We start from the raw sequence: 20,611 nt of genomic DNA, 5'->3' as shown, positions 1-20,611 counted from the left end.
ATTCCTAGCCGTAGACGATGCGGCGCAGCTGCCTGAGCGTGAGCTCCGGCGGTGCGACCGCCCGGTATTTCAGGTCCGCCTCGATCCGGTCGAAGATCGTCGCGTTGACCAGGCCCTGGGCCTGGAGCTCGCGGTGGCGGCGACGGACGTAGTCCTCTGTCGTCTCGTCGAAGTACGCGAGCACGTCCTGGATCACCCGCAGCGCCTCGCCCCGGTTGAGGGTCGTGGAGCGCGTCAGATGATCAACGAGTTCGTCGTGCACCCGGTTGATCCTGGGGTACCGGGGGAAGGTTTGCAAGAATCCTGCCCGATATCGGGCAGCGGTCTGTTGAATGTCTTATGGGACTCTGTTCGCAAGCTGTCCATCCTGTGTCTTGTGTTACGTCGCTCATATGGACGAGTTTCAGACGCCATGGACATTCCTCGTATGGGAGTACCCGAAGAGCTCGCCGAGCGCATGAGCATGGCTGAGCAGCACGAGTACCTACGCTCGAAATTCTCCCGGCGCACGATGATCAGAGGCGGCGCCGTGACCCTCGGCGCCGTCGCCGGTGGCGTGTTCGTCCCGGGCGCGGTCGCCCAGGCGGCCGTCCCCAGCCAGGCCTCCGCCACCTACGCCGCCACCTCCTCCAGCGAGTCGATCGACGGGGCCCTCGTCTCCCCGTTCGGTCGCCACCTCGCGTTCGGCAACGACCCGAGCACCGAGGTCACGGTCTCCTGGCAGGTCCCGACCAACGTCAAGAAGCCGTTCGTCCGGATCGGCGCGCACCCCTGGGACCTCTCCCGCAAGATCGAGGCCGAGGTGCGCACGCTCTACACCCCGGCGGGCGTCGGCGCGAGCGGCGACCACACCCAGTACTACCTGCACGCCAAGCTGACGCACCTGCGTCCGGGCAAGACGTACTACTACGGCGTCGGCCACGCGGGCTTCGACCCGGCCGAGGCGCACCTGCTCGGCACGCTGGGCACGTTCAAGACCGCCCCCGACAGCGCCGTGCCGTTCACCTTCACGGCCTTCGGCGACGAGGGTGTCGGCTACCACGGCCTGGCCAACAACAGCCTGCTGCTGGGCCAGAACCCGGCCTTCCACCTGCACGCCGGCGACATCTGCTACGCCGACCCGGCCGGCGCGGGCAAGACCGCCGACACCGGCTTCGACTCGCGCGTCTGGGACCAGTTCCTCGCGCAGACCGAGTCGGTCGCCAAGTCCGTGCCGTGGATGCCCGCCTACGGCAACCACGACATGGAGGCCTGGTACTCGCCCAACGGCTACGGCGGCGAGGACGCCCGCTGGAACCTGCCGGACAACGGCCCCGACAAGGCGAACCTGCCGGGCGTCTACTCCTTCGTCTACGGCAACACGGCGGTCATCTCGCTCGACGCCAACGACGTGTCCTTCGAGATCCCGGCCAACCTCGGCATCTCGGGCGGCACCCAGACCACGTGGCTGGAGGGGCAGCTCAAGAAGTTCCGCGCGTCCAGGGACATCGACTTCGTGGTGATCTTCTTCCACCACTGCGCGTACTGCACCTCCACCGCGCACTCCTCGGAGGGGGGAGTGCGCAACGAGTGGGTGCCGCTGTTCGAGAAGTACACGGTGGACCTGGTCATCAACGGCCACAACCACCAGTACGAGCGCACCGACGTCATCAAGAAGAACGCCGTCGTCAAGAAGCTGCCGATCGGCGGCACGGCGTACCCGGAGACCGAGGGTGTCGTCTACGTGACGGCGGGCGCGGCCGGCCGCAGCCTGTACGCGTTCTCCGCCCCGGACTCCTACGAGGGTCACGTCGCCGACGTCGACTCCGTGGCCGCCTTCATCAACACGAAGGACGGCAAGGTCAACGAGACGGTCGCCTGGTCGCGCGTGCGCTACCTCAACTACTCGTTCCTGCGCGTGGACGTCCAGCCCGCCCACAAGGGCCGTACGGCCACCCTGACGGTCCGCGGCATCGCCGAGACCGGCGCCGAGATCGACCGCTTCACGGTCGCCCGCAAGGCCAAGTAACTCCCGTCACTGTCAAGTGACTTCCGTCGTACGCCCGGAAGGCGGGGCGTAGACACCGCAGGCGGTCCTCAAGTCCCGGATGGTCACATCCGTTTGAGGACCGCCTGTTTGGCCATCGAGAACTCCTCGTCGGTGAGCACCCCGTCCCGGTGCAGCTCGCCGAGTTCACGCAGCCGCCGCAGCAGCGCGTCGTGGCCGTCCTCCGCCGCGGCCGTCAACTCCCGGGCGGGCTCGGCCTGTTCGAGTCGTACGTCCGTCTCGGCGGCGGCCGGGTGCGGGAGGCGGGCCTGGACGGCCGCGGCGATCAGGGCCATCAGCGGGTCCTTCTTGAAGCCCCACAACTCCACTGAGTTGGGGTCGTACTTGGGCGGTGCCTTGGTCGGCGCGTGGCGCACCGCGAAGCGGATGTAGCCGTTCTCCAGACCGGCCGACGGCCGCCACTCCACGCCTACGAGGTCCGTGACGGCGAGGGTGCGGGCACCGGCCGCGGACTTGGCGTCCTCCGTCTTCCAGTTCCACTCCAGCCGTACGTGCTCGCCGTCGAAGCTCGCGGTGCCGTCCCCGGCGGAGACGGAGAGCGGCACGGCCGGGCCCGGCAGCAGGTACTCGGCGACGGGGTCGGCCGGGACCCCGTCGAGCAGCAGGGCGTTGCGCACCTCGTCCACGAAGTACTCGGCGACGCCGTACCGGTCCGATTCCACGGTCAGTTGATAGGGGTCGTCGCCCTCGGCGAGCCGGCCGCCGGTGGCGTGCAGCAGCGGGTCGGCGCCGTCGCGCAGCCGCAGTCTCAGCCGCCCCGACCTGCGGCCCTGCTCGAACGAGACGCCCGCCAACGCGCCCAGGGGAACGACGAGTTCGCCCAGCGTCCTGCGGAACAGGCCGACGTTCTTGTCCCGTCCGGGAGTCAGCCGCAGGGCGTCGCCGTCGAAGATCCAGGTGCCGTCCTTCTGGATGATTTCCGCCATAGGAGGGATTGTTCCATCGCCTTGGCGACAGAATGGTCTGTACCTGTCCGGCTTCGGCTTCCGGCTTCCGGCTTCAAGGAAGGCACCGCTTGTGAGACACCTTGTGAGACAGCGCCACAGAACGACCCGCCTCCTCGGTTCGCTGCTGCTCGTCGCCGCCGCGAGCGTGTCCGTCGTCGGCGCCGCACCCTCCGCACCGCCCGCCGCCGTCACCCCGCTGGGCCGGGTGGTCCCGGCGCCCGCGTCCGTCACCCCCGGCGGACAGCCGTACCGGATCACGAGCACCACCCGTATCCGCGTCGGCGAGTCACGCGAGTCGCGCCGGATCGGCGAGTACCTCGCGGGCATCCTGCGCCCGTCCACCGGCTACCGGCTGCCGGTCACCTCGCGAGGCAAGGGCGGTATCCAACTCCGCCTCGCCAAGGGCACGTTCGGCGCCGAGGGCTACCGGCTCGTCAGCGGGACCTCCGGTGTCACCATCACCGCGAGCAGGCCCGCCGGGCTCTTCCACGGCGTCCAGACCCTGCGCCAACTCCTCCCCGCCGCCGTCGAGAAGAACTCCGTGCAGCGCGGACCCTGGGGGATCGCGGGCGGCACCATCGAGGACTCCCCGCGCTACGCCTACCGCGGCGCGATGCTCGACGTCTCCCGGCACTTCTTCACGGTCGCCCAAGTCAAGCGCTACATCGACGAGTTGGCGCTCTACAAGATCAACGAACTGCATCTGCACCTCAGCGACGACCAGGGCTGGCGCATCGCCGTCAACTCCTGGCCCCGGCTGGCCACTTACGGCGGCTCGACCGAGGTCGGCGGCGGCGCGGGCGGCTACTACACGAAGGCCGACTACAAGGAGATCGTCCGGTACGCCGCCTCGCGATATTTGGAGGTCGTCCCGGAGATCGACATGCCGGGCCACACCAACGCGGCCCTCGCCTCCTACGCAGACCTGAACTGCAACGGCGTGGCACCCCCGCTGTACACGGGCACGGACGTCGGCTTCAGCTCGCTGTGCGTCGGCAAGGACGTCACCTACAGCTTCGTGGACGACGTGATCCGTGAACTGGCCGCGCTCACCCCGGGCCGCTATCTCCACATCGGCGGCGACGAGGCGCAGTCCACCAGCCACGAGGACTACGTCAAGTTCATGGACCGGGTGCAGCCGATCGTCACCAAGTACGGCAAGACGGTGATCGCCTGGCACCAGATCACCGGCGCCCACCCCGTGAAGGGCGCCCTCGCCCAGTACTGGGGTCTCGACGACACCGACGCCGCCGAGAAGGCCCAGGTCGCCGAAGCCGCGAAGAACGGCACCGGACTGATCCTCTCGCCCGCCGACCGGGTCTACCTCGACATGAAGTACACCGAGGACACCCCGCTCGGCCAGGACTGGGCGGGCCTGGTCGAGGTCAAACGGTCCTACGACTGGGATCCGGGCAACTACCTTCCCGGGGCGCCGAGTTCGGCGATCCGGGGCGTCGAGGCACCGCTGTGGACGGAGACCATCGTGACCGACGCCCATATCCAGTACATGGCCTTCCCCCGGCTGCCGGGCGTGGCCGAGCTGGGCTGGTCGCCGGCGTCGACGCACGACTGGGACACCTACAAGGTCCGGCTCGCGGCACAGGCCCCGCGCTGGGACGCGCTCGGGATCGACTACTACCGGTCGCCCCAAGTGCCTTGGCCCGCACGGTAGTTGTTTCCTGGCATGAGGACGGGCACCCCGGGGGACCGTACCCCGGGGTGCCCGCCTGCTTGTGCGGTCAGAACCCGGCGATGGGGTTCTTCAGGGTGCCGACGAGCTGGAGCGCGCCGGAGGGGTCCGCCAGGTCCACCATCTGCTCGTTGTTGCGCAGCTGGAGCCGGTTGAGGCAGGACAGCGAGAACTCCGGGGCGAACATGTCGTACTGCCGGAACTTGTCGGCGAGTTCGGGTGCCGAGTCCTGGTACTCGCGGGTGACCTCCGCGACCGTACGCCAGAAGTCGTCCTCCTCAAGGACGCCCTCGGCGGCCAGGTTGGAGGCGAGGAAGCGGAAGAAGCAGTCGAAGACGTCGGTGAAGATCGACAGGAGCTTCTTGTCCTCGGGGACCTCGACCCGCAGCCGCTCCACCGTCGGCGGCAGCACCGCGTCCGGGTCCATGACGGCGATCTCCTCGGCGATGTCCTTGTAGATCGCGCGCTGGACCACACCGTCCTTGAGGACGAGGATCACGTTCTCGCCGTGCGGCATGAAGACCAGGTCGTAGGCGTAGAAGCTGTGCAGCAGCGGGGTGAAGTACGCCCGCAGATAGCGCCGCAGCCACTCCACCGGGGTCAGTCCCGAGTGCTCGATCAGCGCGCCGGCGAAGGACGCGCCCTCGTGGTCGAGGTGGACCAGCGAGGCCATCGTCGCCAGGGACTCGCCGTCCCGGAGCGAGGAGACCGGGCTCTCGCGCCACAGGGCGGCGAGCATTTTGCGGTACGGCGAGTAGCGGTCGGTCGCCGCCTCGTACTCCAGGTGCCGGTAGCCGACGGCGGCCCGCTCGCGGATGATCGACAGGCCGGTGGACTTCAACACCGGGTCGTTGGCGATGAGTTGGGCGAGCCAGTCGTTGATCGCCGGGGTCGCCTCCATGTAGGCGGCCGAAAGTCCGCGCATGAAGCCCATGTTGATGACGGACAGGGCCGTCTTCACGTAGTGCTTCTCGGGGTCGGACCTGTTGAAGAACGTCCGGATGGACTGCTGGGCGAGGTACTCGTCGTCGCCCTCGCCGAGGCAGACGAGGTGGCCGCGGGCGACCTCGGCGGCGAAGGTGACGGTGAGCTTGTTCCACCACTGCCAGGGGTGGACGGGGATGAGGAGGTAGTCGTCGGGGTCGACACCCATCTCGGAAAGTGTGTCGCGGAAACGGTTCAGTGTCACACTTCCCAGCTCGTCCCGCAGGAAGGACTCGTACTCGATGCCCACACCCGCCGTGAACGCCGCCCGTGAACGGTGCGCGGCCAGCCAGACCAGCCGGACCGGGCTCGCGGTCTCGGGGGCGTACGAGAGGTACTCGTGGACACCGAAGCCGAGCCGCCCGTTGTTGGCGACGAAGCAGGGGTGGCCCTCGGTCATCCCCGTCTCGATGGCCTGGAAGTCGCTCCGCACCAACTCGGCGACCGGGAGCTGCGGCTTGGTGAGCTTGTAGCAGGTGCCGGAGAGGGTGGAGGAGATCTCCTCCAGGTAGACCGGCAGGATCGCCTCGCTCAGCCCCAGCGACTTCTGCAGCTCGATGAAGAACTCCAGCGCGGCGAGGGGGAGTTCGGCGCCGTCACGCTGCCGCGTGATGGAGTCGGCGTCCACCTGCCAGTGGTCGAGGGTGCGCCGGACGGCACTGAACCCGTACCGGGTCAGACCGTCGTCGCTGCGGACCTCGAAGCGGCCGTCGGCAGTGGCCTCCGGCGTGACGAGCCGCTCGTGCGCGAACTCGGCGAGGGCCTTGCGGATCAGCTGGCGGTTGGCCTTCTCCCAGCGCTCGGGGGAGAGATGGGCGACGGCGTCGGCGAGACTCATGCGGTCACCGCCGTCGCGTGCAGGAACTGTTCCCGGGTGCAGAAGCTCAACAAGGCCATTTTCTCCGGCTTCTGGATCTCACGCTCGGGCACGAACCCGACCGCCTCGTTCAGGGCGTGCACGGCGGTGTTGGACACGTCCGGTTCCACGACGACCCGCTCGACGGCCGGATCCTCGAAGAGGCGGGCCATCACAGCGGTGATCACCGCCCGGGTGAAGCCGTGGACGGGAGTCTCGGTGGCCGGTGTCAGGAAGTGCATCCCGACATCTCCGGGCAACGGCTCGTACAGGCCGACCAGTTCGCGGTACCGCGGGTCGTAGTACTCCATCAGGAAGACGGGCACCCCGTCCTGGAGCCCGAGCAGCGCCTGCTGGTGCTCGTCGGCCGCGATCTCCATGTAGGCGCGCTCGACGTCCTCCAGTCTCGCGTCCTGCATCATCCAGTACGCGGCCTTGGGATGGGTGACCCACCGGTGCAGCAACTCGGCGTCCCGCAGCGGGTCGAGGGGGCGGAAGGCGAAGGTCATACGGCGAACTCCTGGAACGCGATGGTCTGTTCGACCGGGTAGTACTCGGTGCCGAGCAGCTCACGGATGATGTACGAGTTGCGGTACGCGCCCATGCCCAGGTCCGGGGACGTGATGCTGTGCGCGTGGACGCCGGCGTTCTGGAGGAAGACGCCCCGGCCCGTGGTGTCGATCGAGTAGTTGCGCGCGATGTCGAAGTTGCCCCGCGCGTCGTAACGCAGCCGCTCGTGCACGGGCTTGAGGAACTCCGGCTCGGCGTACTTGTAGCCGGTGGCGAGGATCAGGCCCTGTGAGCGCAGGGTGTAGTCCTTCTCCTGTTCCTCCTGGCGCAGGGCGAGTTCGTAGACGCCGTCGCGGTAAGTGGCGTCGTTCAGGGAGGAGTTGGTGAGCAGCCGGGTGGGGACGGGCCCGCCGACCTTCTTCTGGTACAGCAGGTCGAAGATGTCGTTGACGAGGTCGCCGTCGATGCCCTTGAAGAGGCCCTTCTGCTCAGCCGTGAGGCGGTAGCGGGTGTGCTCGGGCAGGGCGTGGAAGTAGTCGATGTACTCCGGGGAGGTCATCTCCAGCGTGAGTTTCGTGTACTCCAGCGGGAAGAAGCGCGGCGAGCGCGTGACCCAGTTCAACTCGTAGCCGTGGACGTCGATTTCGCTGAGCAGGTCGTAGTAGATCTCGGCGGCGGACTGCCCGCTGCCGACCAGCGTGATCGACTCCTTGGCCTGCAACTCCGCCTTGTGGTGCACATAGCGGGAGTTGTGGATGAAGTCGCCGCCGAGACCGGCCACGGCCTCCGGGAGGTACGGCGGGGTGCCGGTGCCCAGGACCAGGTGCCGGGCGCGGAAGACATCACCGGCCTCGGTCTGCACGACGTAGACCTCGTCCTCGTACGTCACCTCCGTCACCGTCGTGCTGAAGCGCACGTTGGAGAGCCTGTTGGCGGCCCAGCGGCAGTAGTCGTCGTACTCGACGCGCAGGGGATAGAAGTTCTCGCGGATGTAGAAGGGGTACAGACGCCCCTTCTCCTTCAGGTAGTTGAGGAAGGAGTACGGCGAGGTCGGGTCGGCGAGGGTGACCAGGTCGGACATGAACGGGGTCTGGAGGTGGGCGCCGTCGAGGAACATGCCGGCGTGCCACTCGAAGTCGGGCTTCGAGTCCAGGAAGATTCCGTCGAGTTCGGCGATGGGCTCGGTGAGGCAGGCGAGGCCGAGGTTGAAGGGTCCGAGCCCGATGCCCACGAAGTCGTAGGTCTTGGTGGCGGGTTCAGGAAGCGCGGTCAAGGGACTCTCCCAGGTACTGCTCGGCATGGCCGGCGATCAGGTCGAGGACGGCGGCGATGTCGTCGGCCGTCGTCTCGGGGTTGAGCAGGGTGAACTTCAGGTAGTGGCGGCCCGCGACCTTGGTGCCCGCGACCACCGCGTCACCGGAGGCGAACAGGGCCTTGCGGGCATACAGGTTGGCGCGGTCGATCTCGGCCGGGTCGGTGACGGCGGCCGGGATATAGCGGTAGACGAGGGTGGAGAGCGAGGGCTCCACGACGACGTCGAAGCGCGGGTCGGCGGCGAGCAGCCTCCACCCCTCCTCGGCCAAGTCACAGACCTCGTCGAAGAGTTGGCCGATGCCGTCGGCGCCCATCACGCGCAGCGTCATCCACAGCTTGAGCGCGTCGAAACGGCGGGTGGTCTGCAGGGACTTGTCGACCTGGTTGGGGATGCGCTCCTGCACCATGCGGCGCGGGTTGAGGTAGTCCGCGTGGTAGGTCGCGTGGCGCAGGGTGTCGGCGTCACGGACCAGCAGGGCGGACGAACTCACCGGCTGGAAGAAGGACTTGTGGTAGTCCACGGTGACCGAGTCGGCGCGCTCGATGCCGTCGATCCGGCTCCGGTGCTTGAGCGAGGCGAGCAGCCCGCAGCCGTAGGCCGCGTCGACGTGCATCCACACCCCGAACTGCTCGCACAGCGCGGCGATTTCGGGCAGCGGGTCGATGGAGCCGAAGTCGGTGGTGCCGGCGGTGGCGACGACGGCCATGGGCACGAGCCCGGCGTTCTTGCAGCGCTCCAACTCCCGGGCGAGCGCGACCGTTTGCATCCGCTTGTCGGCGCCGACGGGTATCGAGACAACCGAATCCTGCCCGAGTCCCAGCAGTTTCGCCGACTTCTTCACGCTGAAGTGGCTGACCTCGGAGGCGAAGATCCGCAGTTTGGCGAGCGTGTCGGTCTTCGCCTCCTCACGGGCCAGCAGCAGCGCCTGGAGGTTGGACTGGCTGCCGCCGGAGGTGAACACCCCGTCCGCGTGCGGCCCGAGGCCGATGCGCTCGTTGGTCCAGTCGATCAGCTTGCGCTCGATGAGGGTGCCGCCGGCCGACTGGTCCCAGGTGTCCAGGGAGGAGTTGACGGCGGAGAGCACCGCCTCGCCGAGCACCGCGGGGATGACGACGGGGCAGTTGAGGTGGGCGAGGTAGCGGGGGTGGTGGAAGTAGATCGCGTCACGCAGGTACACCTCGTCCAGCTCGTCGAGCACCGCGGCGGTGTCGTGGAGCGGGCGGTCGAGGTCGATGCGGTCGATGAGGGGGGAGAGGGCGTCGACCGTGACGCCGGTGAACGGCCGTTCGGTGGTGGCGAGTTTGGCCGCCACCCGCTCCACGCCTTGAGTCACGGAGCGGCGGTAGTGCTCCGCAGTCGTGTCATTGAGCAGGTGCGAGCGCATGTGGGGGTCCTCCGGTGGGGACGGGCTTGGACTTAGGTAAGGCTAACCTAACTTAGATCTTTCGAGGCTCACCCCTCCCGTGACCGGTGTCACTCGTGCACTCGTGCACTCGTGCACTCGTGCCTCACCCGGCTTCGCGCAACTGCTCCTCGCTGAGCCCCTGCCGCCAGTACCCCACGAAGGTCACCCGCCGCCGGTCGACCCCGCGCTCACCCACGAAGTGCCGCCGCAGCGCCTTCACTTGACCGGACTCGCCCGCGATCCACACGTACGGCCGCTCGGTGGGAGGGAGTTGGGCCGCGCGCAGGGCGCCGAGGGCCATGGGGGACCCCTCGGAGCCCTGGTCGTCGCGCACCAGCCAGGTGACTTCGGCATCGGCCGCGGTCACCAAGTCCTGCACATCACCGGCATGTCGGACCTCGAGCCAGACCCGCGCCCGCGTGTCCGCGGGCAACGCCTCGACGATGGCGGACACGGCCGGCACGGCGGTCTCGTCGCCCCAGAGCACCACGAGATCGGCGTCCTCCGGCGGCCGGAACCGGATCGCCCGGTTGTCCGCGACGCCCGGCCCGAGCAGCACGACCCGGTCCCCGGCGGAGGCGCGCGACGCCCACCGGGAGGCGGGCCCGGCGGGTTCGTGCAGCACGAAGTCGATGTCGATCTCGTCGGGATCGCGACGCAGCGCGCGAAGCGTGTACGACCGCATCACCGCCCGTACGTCGTCCGGGAGTTCACGCCAGGCCTGCCACCACCCGTCCCCGAGTTCGTAGGGCACGGCGGGCTCCGACTGACCCGGATGCGGCAGGAACAACGACAGGGACTGATCACACCCGTCGGAGAAGAACCACGCCAGGTCGTCCCCGGCAAAGGTCACCCGAACGAGAGACGGCCCGAGCCGCTCCGTCCGCGAGACATGGAGAGAGAAGAAGCGGAACGGGACGGTCATGGGGTTCCTTCAAAAGAAACGTGAGGCCTAAAGGGGCGCGGGGCCGCATCTAATGTGCGGCTCCGCCGCGTGGGCGCGCCCAGCCCCCACCGGCCCGCAGCTCCCCACGAAAGCTCAACCACCCCTAAATCAACTGACCTTCTTCGCACTCTCGATCGCCTTGGCGAGACTCTCCACCATCGGCACACACTTGTCGTACGACAGAATCGGCTCCGGCGACCGCGAGATGACCTGCCCCGCCTTGACCGCAGGCAGCGCCTTCCAGGTGGCCTCGGTGATGTCCGCGGGCTGAATCGTCGCGGACCGGTCGTCCATCATGATGATGTCGGCCGGGTACTTGTCCGCGTTCTCCCAGCTGAGGTTCTCGTACCAGCCACCGCTCGCCTTGAGCGCGGACGCGGACGGCTCGACGAAGTTCACGCCGAGCGCCTTGTAGTACTCCAGGTCGACGGAGAGGTTGGACCCGGAGACGTAGAACACCGTGTCCGCCGCAGAACCGGCCAGCACCTTGATCTCGGGGCGCGCCTTGGCCGCCTTGCGCAGCCGCTCCGAGGCCTCCTCGAAACGCTTCTTCGCGTCGGTGACCTTCGTGGCCGTCATGTCGGCGCCCAGCGACTCGGCCAGTTCCCACATGCGCTGGAGCGGCGTGGTGATCTGGCGGTCGAACACGGAGACGGCGGCGCTCGGCGCCAGCTTGGCGATCTTGTCCTTGGACTCCTCCGGGACGTACCAGAGGGTCCCGGCGGCGTCGAACGTGGTGGTGAGGAGGACGTCGGGGGCGAGGGTCGCGTACTTCTCGATGTTGAACTGGCCCCAGGTGTTGCCGAGGATCGTGACCTTGCTGATGTCCATGTCGCCGGCCTGGACGTCGGGCTTGCCGTTCTTCAGTTCGGTCGGTCCGAAGACGCCCTTGACGGAGATGCCGTAGTCGTGGAGCGCGGCGCCGACGCCGACGAACGCGACGATGTTCGCGGGGATCCTGTCGAGCTTCACCGTGGTGCCGCGGTCGTCCTTGAAACTCCAGGGACCGGACTTCGCGGCCGTCGTCTCCTTGACCGAGCCACCGCTTTTCGCGTCGTCGTCGCCGCAGGCCGCGAGCACGGCGCCGAGGCCGAGGGCGCCGCCCGCGGCGAGGATGCCGCGGCGGGAGAGGTGGGTGGCACGGGCGTTGGACATGTGTGGCTGCTTTCGAACAGGGCGGAGTGCCCGCCGGACAATTCGAAGGTAGGTTAGCCTAACCTCACTAGATGTCCAGCGGGCGGGTGTCCGCCCGATCGGGCCCGTGCCGGTGCTGTGCCGGGCCTGTGGGTGCGGCGCCCACGCACTTTGGCTTTCAACCTCCTTGTCCCATCGGTCCGTTGTGATCATGCTCGTTCGTAGCGAGCCCTGCGCACTGATGTTCGGTGATATTCGGAGGTGGAGTGGCTACCACGGTGGAAACGACGGATGTGGAAGCGGTGGTGCGCAGTGACGCGGCACTGCTGGAGGACGACCTCGCCGAGTTCCTCGGCTCACTGACCGCGCCGGCGCGGACGGCGGCCGCCGTCCACGACACGGCACTCAGACGTTCCCTGTACGAGCCCGTCGCCGACGCCGTCGGCTCCAAGATCGGCCAGCAGGCACTGCCCCCCACCGCCGCGACACCCGGCGGCCGGGCCCCGCTGCGCCCCTCGATGGTCTACTGGGCCTACCGCAACTACCGTGGATTTCCCGGCGAGTTGGCGGCCGGGGTTACCCCGGCCGCAGGTGACGACCCGGCCGCCGAGCTGGCCGTCATCCGCCGCACGGCAGTTGCCGTAAGGATTCTGCTGAAGGCCGCCGTCGCCCTCGACGACATCCAGGACGGCAGCGACGTCCGCTACGGCGAACCCGCCCTGCACACCACCCACGGCGTGCCCCTCGCCCTCAACACCGGCGCCTGGCTGATCATGTCCGCGCTCCGCCACACGGCCGACCCGGCCGTCGTGGACAGCCTGGTGCGCTCGGTCGGCGACGGCTTCACCGGGCAGGCCGTCGACATGTCCTCGCGTACGGCGCTCACCCGCGCCGAGCTGCTGGCCGCGCCGCGCGCCGTCCGGGTCGGCTTCTGGGAGGAGACGGCCGCCCTCAAGACCGGCACCCTGTTCCGGATGCCGCTCGACGCGGCGGTCGCGGGACTGCGGGTGGTCGAGGACGACCGGCTCGCCCTGGACGGCGCGATGCGCCAACTCGGGCTCGCCAGCCAGCTGTTCAACGACCTGACCGACTTCGTACCGGAACTCGGCGGCGCCAACACCCACGAGGACTTCGACGGCCTCGGCAACCGGGTTCTCCTGGAACTCCTCGACGACGCACCGCCCGAAGCGGAATTCAAACGGTACGTTCTCGGACACCCCAAGCTGGAGCGCACGCTGCTCGCGCTCGCCGAGGAGGCCGTGGCCCTGAAGCGCGCCGCGAAGGACGCCGTCCACGGGGTGTGCCGCTCCGAGCGCAGTGCCGCCTACTTCGACGTGACGATCGAACGCAAGGGCCACCTCATCGACCGTCTGCTCGCAACGGTCCGGCAGCGGAGCGGCGTATGACGGACACGGTGAGCAGGCGCCTGCGGAACGGCACCCGCAGCTGGCACGAGGCCCTGGAGAGCACCGGATTCGCCACCGCGATGCTCGCCGGGACCCTCCCGCTCGACCGCTACGTCGGCCAACTCGCCGCCTATCGCGTGGTGTTGGCGGCGCTGGAAGCCGAACTCGCCCGCGCGGTGTCCCCGTCGGTCGGCTCGGTGTGGTCGCCGGACCTGGTCAAACTCCCGCTCGTCGAACGCGACCTGCGCCACTTCGCGGCCCAGGGCACCGCCCCTCGACCCTGCCCGGCCGCCGAGGAGTTCGCGGTCGAGGTACGGCACACCGCCGTCACCGCACCCACCGAACTCCTCGGCTTCCTCTATGTGTTGGAGGGCTCCACCCTCGGCGCGCTCTTCCTGCTCCGGTACGTCACCGAGGCCTACCGGCTCACGGACGGGAACGGCACCTCGTACTACGGCAGCGGAGACCGCGCCCGCTGGGCGGCCTTCGCCGAGCGCCTCGACCGGGCACTGGGCGAACCCGCCGTACAGGAAAGGGTGTTGGCCGCAGCCGAACGGGCCTACCGGCATGTCGCCCTGATCTCGGGGGAGTTGTCGGCAGGCCTCAACAGCGCGGCCCGTGAGGTGGCTTAGGGCATGTACGGCGGTGCGGTCAGCCCGCGAGGCCCAACTCGCGGGCGATCAGCATCCGCTGGACCTCGCTGGTGCCCTCGCCGATCTCCAGGATCTTGGAGTCGCGCCACATCCGGGCCACCGGGTACTCGTTCATGAAGCCGTAGCCGCCGTGCACCTGGGTGGCGTCGCGGGCGTTGTCGACGGCGATCGTGGAGGAGTACAGCTTGGCGAGGGCCGCCTCCTTCTTGAAGGGCTCGCCGGCGACCAGCCGGGAGGCCGCGTCGCGCCACGCGAGGCGGGCGGTGTGGGCCTTCATCTCCATGTCGGCGATCTTGAACTGGATGGCCTGGTTGGCGCCGATCGGCCGCCCGAACGCGTGCCGTTCCTTGGCGTACTTCACCGACTCGTCGACACAGCCCTGCGCGAGACCGGTGGCAAGGGCCGCGATCGCGATCCGGCCCTCGTCCAGGATGCGCAGGAACTGGGCGTAGCCGCGCCCCTGTTGGCCCAGCAGGTTCGCCGCCGGGACCCGTACGTCCGAGAAGGACAGCTCACGCGTGTCCGAGGCATTCCAGCCGACCTTCGAGTACGGCGCCGCGACCGTGAAACCGGGCGTCCCGGACGGCACGATGATCGCGGAGATGAGCGGCTTGCCGTCGGGCTTGCGACCGGTGACCGCCGTGACCGTCACCAGACCCGTGATGTCCGTACCGGAGTTGGTGATGAAGCACTTCGAGCCATTGATCACCCATTCATCGGTCTCCGGGTCCAGGCGCGCGGTCGTCCGCGTCGCGCCCGCGTCGGAGCCGCCGTCCGGCTCGGTCAGCCCGAAGGCGCCCAGGATCTCGCCGGAGCAGAGCCGGGGCAGCCACTCGGCCTTCTGAGCGTCGGTGCCGAAGAGATGGATCGGCATCGCACCGAGGGAGACACCCGCCTCCAGGGTGATCGCGACCGAGGAGTCGACCCGGGCCAGCTCCTCAAGCACCAGGCCGAGGGCCAGATAGTCGCCGCCCATCCCGCCGTGCTCCTCGGGGAACGGCAGCCCGAACAGGCCCATGCGGCCCATCTCGCGGACGATCTCGTACGGGAACTCGTGCCGCTCGTAGAAGTCGCCGATCTTCGGCGCCACCACGTCGTGCGCGAACTCCTCGACCGTACGGCGGAGTTCTTCCAGCTCGGGGGAGAGACGGTGGTCCATGGTGGGTCACTGCTCCTTGTGGGGCTGTGTCGTTTTACCGAGTGCTCGGACGGTGCGGGACGGGCTGGGTCGGCCCAGTTGTTCGGCCATCCACACGCTGGTGGCGGTGAGACGGCCGAGGTCGACTCCGGAGTCGATGCCGAGACCCTGGAGCATCCACACCAGGTCCTCGGTCGCGAGGTTGCCGGTGGCGGACTTGGCGAACGGACAGCCGCCGAGGCCGCCCGCGGAGGCGTCCACGGTGGTGACGCCGTGCTGCAGGGCGGCCAGGGTGTTGGCGAGGGCCTGGCCGTAGGTGTCGTGGAAGTGCACGCCCAACACATCGGTGGGGACGTGCTGTTCGTTGAGCGCGGCGAGAAGTTCCAGGACGTGCCCGGGAGTTGCCACGCCGATCGTGTCGCCCAGGCTCAGCTCGTCGCAGCCCATGTCGACCAACGCCCGGCAGACACGCACCACTTGGGCGATGGGCACCTCGCCCTCCCAGGGATCGCCGAAGCACATGGAGAGATAGCCCCGCACATGGGCGCCCTCCTCCTTGGCGCGGGCCACGACCGGAGCGAACACGGCCAGCGACTCGTCCACCGTGCGGTTGAGATTGGCCTTGGCGAAGGACTCGGTGGCGCTGGCGAACACGGCGACCCGGTTCGCGTCCAGGGCCAGGGCCCGATCCAGGCCGCGGCCGTTCGGCACGAGGACGGGCAGGTGCACCCCCGGCAGATCCCGCACCAGCGGGAACAACTGCTCGGCGTCGGCCAGTTGGGGCACCCACTTGGGGTGGACGAAGCTGGTGGCCTCGATCGTGGTCAGCCCCGCGTCGGCCAGCCGCCGGATGAACTCGGCCTTGACCTCCGTCGGCACGGTCGACTTCTCGTTCTGGAGTCCGTCGCGGGCCCCCACCTCGTGGATGCGCACCCGGGCGGGCAGATCGGGGGCCGGTACGACCATCGGGAGTGTCACTGGTCCTCCTCCGCAGCTGTGACGACCACAGGTGTGACGACCACAGGTGTGACGACCGCCAGCACCTGGTCCATGGCGACCGTCGCGCCCGGCGTCACGTCGAGTTCGGCGACGGTGCCGGCATGCGGCGCGGAGACGACGTGCTCCATCTTCATCGCCTCGACCACCAACAGGCTCTGCCCGGCGGTCACTTGATCTCCTACGGCGACCTTCACCACGGTCACCGTCCCCGGCATCGGCGCGGTCAGTGAACCGGCACCGGACCGGTCGGCACCGCTGAGCGAGGCTGCCACCGGATCGTGGTCCCGCACCTGCCAGGCGTCCCCGTCCCGGCCCAGCCAGTCACCGGCCCGCCGGAAGGTGTGCCGCACCCCGTCGAGGGTGACCGCGACCTGGTCGGCGGTGACGGTGTGGCCGCCGCGCGGGACGTACTCCACGGGCTCGGCGACCTTCAGATGGAAACCGACCGGCTTCGGAGCACCGCCCAGCCGCCAGCCGCTCGGCACCGAGAACGGATCGGTCCAGCCCTCGCCCGTCGGCCGCAGCGCATCCAGCCGTACGGCGGCTGCCGCCTCGTACACCTCCTCGGGCACCGAGTCCGGGATCAGGGAGTCCGCCTCGCGCTCGACCAGCCCGGTGTCCAACTCGCCCGCCACGACCGCCGGGTGGGCCAGCAGCCGCCGTAGGAACCCGGCGTTCGTCGGCACGCCCAGGGTGACCGTGTCCGCGAGGGCGGCCCGGAGTTTCCGGAGCGCGGTCGCGCGGTCGGGGCCGTAGGCGATGACCTTGGAGAGCATCGGGTCGTAGAGGCTGCCGACCTCGGTGCCTTCGGAGAGCCCGGAGTCGGTGCGGACGCCGTCGCCGGAGGGTTCGTGCAGTTTCAACACCGTGCCGCCCGACGGCAGGAACCCGCGCGAAGGGTCCTCAGCGCAGATCCGTGCCTCCACCGCGTGCCCGGTGAGCGTGATGTCCTCCTGCGCGAAGGGCAGCCGCTCGCCCGCCGCCACCCGCAGCTGCCACTCCACCAGGTCGAGTCCGGTCACCAACTCCGTTACCGGGTGCTCCACTTGGAGACGGGTGTTCATCTCCATGAAGTAGTACGACGACGGGTCGTTCCCGGGGACGATGAACTCCACCGTGCCCGCGCCCGCGTACCCGCACGAGCGGGCCGCCTGGACCGCTGCCTCGCCCATCGCCGCGCGCGTGGCCTCGTCCAGGAGCACGCTCGGGGCCTCCTCGACGACCTTCTGGTGCCTGCGCTGCAGGGAGCACTCGCGCTCGCCGAGGTGGACGACGTTGCCGTGGCCGTCGGCCAGGATCTGGATCTCGATGTGCCGGGGCCGGTCCACCCACCGCTCGACGAGCAGCGTGTCGTCGCCGAAGGCGGCGCGGGCCTCGCGGCGGGCGGCGGCGATCTCGTCGTCCAGGAGGGTGAGGTCGCGGACCAGGCGCATGCCCTTGCCGCCACCGCCGGCGGATGGCTTGAGGAGGACGGGCGCGCCCAACTCGTGTGCTGCTTTGGCGAGTTCGGGATCGCGGCCGCCGGGGACGACCGGGACGCCGGCCGCTTCGACCGTCTCCTTGGCGCGGATCTTGTCGCCCATGAGGGCGATCGCGTCCGCCGGGGGACCGATGAAGACCAGTCCGGCGTCGGCGCACGCGCGCGCGAAGGCCGCGTTCTCGGCGAGGAAGCCGTACCCCGGGTGCACGGCCTGCGCACCGGTGCGGGCCGCCGCCTCCAGGAGCCGCTCCACCGACAGATAGCTCTCGGCCGCCGGTGCGGGACCGATCCCTACCGCCGTGTCCGCCTCCCGGACGTGCCGGGCGTCCGCGTCGGCGTCGGAGAAGACGGCCACCGAGCGCACACCGAGCGAGCGCAGGGTGCGGATCACGCGGACCGCGATCTCGCCCCGGTTGGCCACCAGGACCGTCTCGAACATGTCGACCGTCTTGGGCATCTTGGGCACCCTCATCACATCCGGAAGACGCCGAACTGGGGGTCTCCCAGGGGCGCGTTGGCACAGGCGGTCAGAGCGAGACCCAGCACCTGGCGGGTCTCCAGGGGGTCGATGACCCCGTCGTCCCAGAGGCGGGCGGTCGCGTAGTAGGCGTTGCCCTGACGCTCGTACTGCTGCCGGATCGGGTCCTTGAAGGTCTCTTCGTCCTCGGCGGGCCAGGACTCGCCGCGCGCCTCCAACTGGTCGCGCTTCACGGTCGCGAGGACCGACGCGGCCTGCTCGCCGCCCATGACGGAGATCTTGGCGCCGGGCCACATCCACAGGAAGCGGGGGGAGTACGCCCGGCCGCACATCGAGTAGTTGCCCGCGCCGTACGACCCGCCGACCACGACCGTCAGCTTCGGCACGCGCGCGCAGGCGACGGCGGTGACCATCTTGGCGCCGTGCTTGGCGATGCCGCCCGCCTCGTAGTCCTTGCCGACCATGAACCCCGAGATGTTCTGCAGGAACACGAGCGGGATGCCGCGCTGGTCGCACAGTTCGATGAAGTGGGCGCCCTTCTGGGCGGATTCGGAGAACAGGATGCCGTTGTTGGCGACGATGCCCACCGGGTGACCGTGGATCCGGGCGAAGCCGGTGACCAGGGTCTGCCCGAACTCGGCCTTGAACTCCGAGAAACGGGAGCCGTCGACCACGCGCGCGATGATCTCCCGTACGTCGTAGGGGGTACGGGAGTCGACCGGGACGGCGCCGTAGATCCCGTAGGGGTCGACCTTCGGCTCCACCGCCTCGGTGACCTCCCAGGGCAGCGGCCCGCGCGCGGGGAGCGTGGCCGCGATGTTCCGCACGATCCGCAGCGCGTGCGCGTCGTCCTCCGCGAGGTGGTCGGTGACACCCGACACACGCGCGTGCACGTCGCCGCCGCCCAGCTCCTCGGCGGTGACGACCTCACCGGTGGCGGCCTTCACCAGGGGAGGCCCGCCGAGGAAGATGGTCCCCTGATTCCGGACGATGACGGCCTCGTCGCTCATCGCCGGGACATAGGCGCCCCCGGCGGTACAGGACCCCAGCACAGCGGCGATCTGCGGGATCCCCGCCCCCGACATCCGGGCCTGGTTGTAGAAGATCCGCCCGAAGTGCTCGCGGTCCGGGAACACCTCGTCCTGCATGGGCAGGAAGGCACCCCCGGAGTCGACGAGATAGATGCACGGAAGCCGGTTCTCGAGGGCGATCTCCTGGGCGCGCAGATGCTTCTTCACGGTCATCGGGTAGTAGGTCCCGCCCTTGACCGTGGCGTCATTGGCGACGATCACGCACTCGCGCCCGCTGACCCGCCCGATCCCGGCGATGACGCCGGCGGCCGGGGCGGCCCCGTCGTACATCCCGTCGGCGGCCAGTGGCGCAAGCTCCAGGAAGGGCGAGCCGGGGTCGAGCAGCGTGTCCACGCGGTCGCGGGGCAGCAGCTTGCCGCGCGCGGTGTGCCGGTCCCGGGCCCGCTCACCCCCGCCGAGCCGGACCGCGGCGAGCTTCTGCCGCAGCTCCTCGCCCAGCGCGCGGTGCGCCGCCTCGTTGGCCCGCCACGCCTCCGCCGCGGGGTCCGCCGCGCTCGTCAGCTCCGGTGCCTCTTCCATTCTGTGGGTCCCCTCGCACAGCGATCGACCGCTCTCGGCTGTTAATGAGCGTTAACCATTTCCTTCAGGTTAACGACCGCTAACCTCCCTGTCTAGAATTGCTTTCATGACCACGAGAACCGACGCCCCCACCCGCCGCGAGCAGATCCTCAAGGAGGCCGCGCGGCTCTTCGCCGAGCGGGGATTCCACGGCGTCGGGGTCGACGAGATAGGCGCCGCGGTCGGTATCAGCGGCCCCGGCCTCTACCGCCACTTCCCGGGCAAGGACGCGATGCTCGCGGAACTCCTGGTCGGCATCAGCGGCCAGCTCCTGACAGGCGCGAAGCGCCGGCTGGCCGAGGCGGAGGGCGTGACCTCCTCCGAGGCGCTCCTCGACTCCCTCATCGAGGGCCACATCGACTTCGCCCTCGACGACCGCCCCCTGATCACCCTCCACGACCGCGAACTGGACCGACTCCGGGACAGCGACCGCAAGCTGGTGCGGCAGCTGCAGCGGCAGTACGTCGAGCTGTGGGTGGAGGTGGTCCGGGACGTGTACCCGGACCTGGCCGAACCCAGCGCGCGGTCGGCGGTCCACTCGGTGTTCGGCCTGCTCAACTCGACCCCGCACCTGGGCCGACCCGGCTCGCTGCCCGGGAGGGGGGCGACGGCGGAGCTGCTGCACCGGATGGCCCGGGGGGCGTTCGGGGCGGCGGCTTCGGCGGGCTGACGGACGCGGATCCGGGCCGGGACCGCCAGGCGAGAGACGGAAGCCGCAAGCCGCAAGCCGCAAGCCGAAGGCTGGAGGCTGGAGGCGCGAAGCCGAAAACCGGCAGCCGAGGGCCGTGGACCGAAGACCGGAAGCCAACGCCCGACCGAGGACCGAAGACCGGAAGCCCTCCGGGCAAAGGCCGGGCCGCAAGCCGCGGACCGGGTGCGGTCGTCGGACGCAGGCGCGGCTGACGACGAGGGCGCGGTCGAGCCGCCCCCGGGGTCCGGGGCGGAGCCCCGTGTCGGGGCCTCTCGGCCTACCG

At 69.4% G+C, this 20,611-nt stretch carries 17 protein-coding genes; 5 read left to right on the top strand and 12 right to left on the bottom strand.

The window, feature by feature from the left end:
• Window positions 1–4: 4 nt before the first annotated feature.
• A complete protein-coding gene (locus JHN45_RS15035; protein ID WP_019065776.1) occupies window positions 5–262 on the bottom strand; it encodes a hypothetical protein in 258 nt (85 codons plus the stop codon).
• A 165-nt stretch (window positions 263–427) separates the two neighbouring features.
• Between JHN45_RS15035 and JHN45_RS15030 the strand changes: the two genes are divergently transcribed.
• On the top strand, window positions 428–2,008 hold the full coding sequence (locus JHN45_RS15030; RefSeq protein ID WP_200712216.1) for a metallophosphoesterase family protein: 1,581 nt from the start codon (window positions 428–430) through the stop codon (window positions 2,006–2,008).
• Between the two features lie 83 nt (window positions 2,009–2,091).
• Here the strand turns inward: JHN45_RS15030 and JHN45_RS15025 are convergent, their stop codons facing one another.
• Window positions 2,092–2,973 (bottom strand): DUF4429 domain-containing protein, encoded by an 882-nt coding sequence (locus tag JHN45_RS15025; protein WP_201049328.1) that lies wholly within the window; start codon window positions 2,971–2,973, stop codon window positions 2,092–2,094.
• A gap of 103 nt (window positions 2,974–3,076) precedes the next feature.
• Between JHN45_RS15025 and JHN45_RS15020 the strand changes: the two genes are divergently transcribed.
• Window positions 3,077–4,666, top strand: coding sequence for a beta-N-acetylhexosaminidase (locus tag JHN45_RS15020; RefSeq protein WP_201049375.1), 1,590 nt, complete (start codon window positions 3,077–3,079; stop codon window positions 4,664–4,666).
• Window positions 4,667–4,733: 67 nt separating this feature from the next.
• On the opposite strand, the gene JHN45_RS15015 is transcribed toward JHN45_RS15020, so the two are convergent.
• The 6 genes from JHN45_RS15015 to JHN45_RS14990 form a co-directional block, all read right to left on the bottom strand.
• A complete protein-coding gene (locus JHN45_RS15015) occupies window positions 4,734–6,506 on the bottom strand; it encodes an IucA/IucC family siderophore biosynthesis protein (protein WP_201049327.1) in 1,773 nt (590 codons plus the stop codon).
• Entirely contained in the window at window positions 6,503–7,033 is a 531-nt protein-coding gene (locus tag JHN45_RS15010) for a GNAT family N-acetyltransferase (protein ID WP_200712213.1), read from the bottom strand. The genes JHN45_RS15015 and JHN45_RS15010 overlap by 4 nt, the downstream gene beginning before the upstream one ends.
• Window positions 7,030–8,307: a lysine N(6)-hydroxylase/L-ornithine N(5)-oxygenase family protein gene (locus JHN45_RS15005; protein WP_201049326.1), complete on the bottom strand. Its 1,278-nt coding sequence runs from the start codon at window positions 8,305–8,307 to the stop codon at window positions 7,030–7,032. The genes JHN45_RS15010 and JHN45_RS15005 overlap by 4 nt, the downstream gene beginning before the upstream one ends.
• Window positions 8,291–9,733 carry a lysine decarboxylase DesA gene (gene desA / locus JHN45_RS15000; protein WP_201049325.1) on the bottom strand — a complete coding sequence of 481 codons (1,443 nt, stop codon included), beginning with the start codon at window positions 9,731–9,733 and terminating at the stop codon, window positions 8,291–8,293. Before desA ends, JHN45_RS15005 begins: the two co-directional genes overlap by 17 nt.
• 124 nt (window positions 9,734–9,857) lie before the next feature.
• A complete protein-coding gene (locus JHN45_RS14995; protein WP_201049324.1) occupies window positions 9,858–10,679 on the bottom strand; it encodes a siderophore-interacting protein in 822 nt (273 codons plus the stop codon).
• Window positions 10,680–10,808: 129 nt separating this feature from the next.
• Window positions 10,809–11,855, bottom strand: a complete 1,047-nt coding sequence (locus tag JHN45_RS14990) for an ABC transporter substrate-binding protein (RefSeq protein ID WP_201049323.1) — start codon at window positions 11,853–11,855, stop codon at window positions 10,809–10,811.
• A gap of 257 nt (window positions 11,856–12,112) precedes the next feature.
• Here JHN45_RS14990 and JHN45_RS14985 point away from each other — a divergent pair, with 257 nt between their 5' ends.
• Both JHN45_RS14985 and JHN45_RS14980 read left to right on the top strand, forming a co-directional pair.
• Entirely contained in the window at window positions 12,113–13,240 is a 1,128-nt protein-coding gene (locus JHN45_RS14985; RefSeq protein WP_201049322.1) for a class 1 isoprenoid biosynthesis enzyme, read from the top strand.
• The gene (locus JHN45_RS14980) at window positions 13,237–13,872 is read left to right on the top strand and encodes a biliverdin-producing heme oxygenase (protein ID WP_201049321.1); all 636 of its coding nucleotides are present in this window, start codon (window positions 13,237–13,239) and stop codon (window positions 13,870–13,872) included. Before JHN45_RS14985 ends, JHN45_RS14980 begins: the two co-directional genes overlap by 4 nt.
• 19 nt (window positions 13,873–13,891) lie before the next feature.
• On the opposite strand, the gene JHN45_RS14975 is transcribed toward JHN45_RS14980, so the two are convergent.
• From JHN45_RS14975 to JHN45_RS14960, 4 genes are read right to left on the bottom strand one after another with little or no spacing between them, the layout of a single operon-like run.
• On the bottom strand, window positions 13,892–15,052 hold the full coding sequence (locus JHN45_RS14975; protein WP_201049320.1) for an acyl-CoA dehydrogenase family protein: 1,161 nt from the start codon (window positions 15,050–15,052) through the stop codon (window positions 13,892–13,894).
• A gap of 6 nt (window positions 15,053–15,058) precedes the next feature.
• The gene (locus JHN45_RS14970; RefSeq protein ID WP_200712230.1) at window positions 15,059–15,997 is read right to left on the bottom strand and encodes a hydroxymethylglutaryl-CoA lyase; all 939 of its coding nucleotides are present in this window, start codon (window positions 15,995–15,997) and stop codon (window positions 15,059–15,061) included.
• An 8-nt stretch (window positions 15,998–16,005) separates the two neighbouring features.
• Window positions 16,006–17,949 carry a biotin carboxylase N-terminal domain-containing protein gene (locus tag JHN45_RS14965; protein WP_201049374.1) on the bottom strand — a complete coding sequence of 648 codons (1,944 nt, stop codon included), beginning with the start codon at window positions 17,947–17,949 and terminating at the stop codon, window positions 16,006–16,008.
• A gap of 32 nt (window positions 17,950–17,981) precedes the next feature.
• The gene (locus JHN45_RS14960; protein WP_201049319.1) at window positions 17,982–19,598 is read right to left on the bottom strand and encodes a carboxyl transferase domain-containing protein; all 1,617 of its coding nucleotides are present in this window, start codon (window positions 19,596–19,598) and stop codon (window positions 17,982–17,984) included.
• Window positions 19,599–19,704: 106 nt separating this feature from the next.
• Between JHN45_RS14960 and JHN45_RS14955 the strand changes: the two genes are divergently transcribed.
• Complete coding sequence (locus tag JHN45_RS14955; protein ID WP_200712204.1) at window positions 19,705–20,307, top strand: TetR/AcrR family transcriptional regulator; 603 nt, start codon at window positions 19,705–19,707, stop codon at window positions 20,305–20,307.
• The last annotated feature ends 304 nt before the right edge of the window (window positions 20,308–20,611 follow it).

Source organism: Streptomyces sp. MBT53, from assembly GCF_016654115.1.
Classification (GTDB): Bacteria; Actinomycetota; Actinomycetes; order Streptomycetales; family Streptomycetaceae; genus Streptomyces.
This window is presented reverse-complemented; position numbering and strand designations above follow the sequence as displayed.